The sequence below is a fragment of the Exiguobacterium sp. A1_3_1 genome, assembly GCF_048985645.1.
In the GTDB taxonomy this organism is placed as follows: Bacteria; Bacillota; Bacilli; order Exiguobacteriales; family Exiguobacteriaceae; genus Exiguobacterium_A; species Exiguobacterium_A indicum.
Genome location: NZ_WBYY01000300.1, coordinates 1 through 1,453 on the forward strand (window position 1 = coordinate 1; position 1,453 = coordinate 1,453).

The 1,453-nt window shown below is 47.6% G+C and carries 1 protein-coding gene; it reads right to left on the reverse strand.

Features of this window, described 5'->3' with window-relative positions; all coding sequences use genetic code 11:
* Positions 1 to 1,450 (reverse strand): mechanosensitive ion channel (locus F8N00_RS17920; RefSeq protein ID WP_421018736.1); only part of this gene is annotated, 1,450 nt, incomplete at its 3' end.
* Positions 1,451 to 1,453 lie beyond the last annotated feature (3 nt).

The window sequence follows — 1,453 nt, forward strand, 5'->3', positions numbered from 1 at the left end:
CTGCTTTCTTTTGGAGACGATCGAGGTAACGCGATGCATTATCACGTCCACCGAGACCAAAGGCAAGACCGAACGCAAGCGCAAGTGCTCCCAAGATCAAGATGAAGGCTGAGTTGACGATCGTATCAGCAACACCTAGCTGATCGAGTGCCATGAAGACAGCGAGTGCAAGAATTGCGTACTTCGCAACGCTTGAGAGGACTTTTAGTTCAGAGTTACCGAACAGGCTGTCCATCGTACGTTTGACGAGGTTGCTGACGATGATCCCGATTGCGAGAATGATGATCGCTGTCAGGACGCTCGGTAAGAACGCAAGGACGGCGCGACCGAGGTCGACCATGAAGTCAAGACCAATCAAGTTGAAGGCTTCGACGACGAAGAGAACGACGATGACGATCTCAACGAGTGCACCAACGATCGAAGCTGGTGATGTAGAAGCTTGGTTTGCATCCCACGTACCGATTTTCAAGTGACGTGTCAGGTTATTGAAACCAAGACGTGATAAGAGATCCGTAACGAATTTCTTAACGAAACGTCCGACATAAAGACCGACAAGGATCAGTACGACACCAACGATGATGTTCGGAATCATACCGAGGACATCGTTCAACATGTTGATCGCTGGTCCTGTGATTCCTTTAATGTTCAATTGATCAAGTGCTGAAATCGTGATTGGAATCAGAATCAAGATAAAGACGACTGTTCCGAGAATCGACGAAAGTGATTTCGCATCTTTTTGATCCGTTGACCCAAGGTTGAAGCGAGCTGCAAATTTATCCGTTCCAACAGCATGAAGGAAATTCGTCACGATATCGCGGACGATTTTCGCTACGAGGAAACCGACGAAGAAGATGGCTGCCGCAGCAATCAAGCGTGGAATGAATCCAAGGAATGACGATAACAATTGGCTGAACGGTTGTGAGACACTCTCAATGTTCAAGGCACCGAGTACACCCGGTAGGAACAGAAGCAAGACGAGGTAGAAGACGATCTCCCCTGCTATTTTTGGATAAGCTGAAAGATCCGTCTGACCTTGAAGCATCTTGTTCGAACGTACTTTATCGTTCGCCATCAGCTTCGTTCCTGCTTTGACGATGATCATACGAAGAACGACCGCAATGACGTATGCCAAGAGAAGGATAAGGGCTGCTTTCAAGATGTTCGGGATTGCCGCGAGTAATGTACTCATCGTATCCGCAAGTGGTCCAGCAATGATGTTCAGATCAAGGATGTTGAAGACCAAGATGAGAACGAAGACCATGAGAATCCAAAAGACGACGGTCCCGATGATTTTTTCAGGTGTCCACTTTTTCTTCTTTGGTGGCGTACCTTCTTTTTGAGGCGACAACTTGTTGACGACCCCAGACTTCTCTAACGCTTTTTGAACCCCGTTCGCGATCAGCTTGGCAATGAGCCATCCAATCAAGAAGACGATAATCGCTCCAAGCACTGT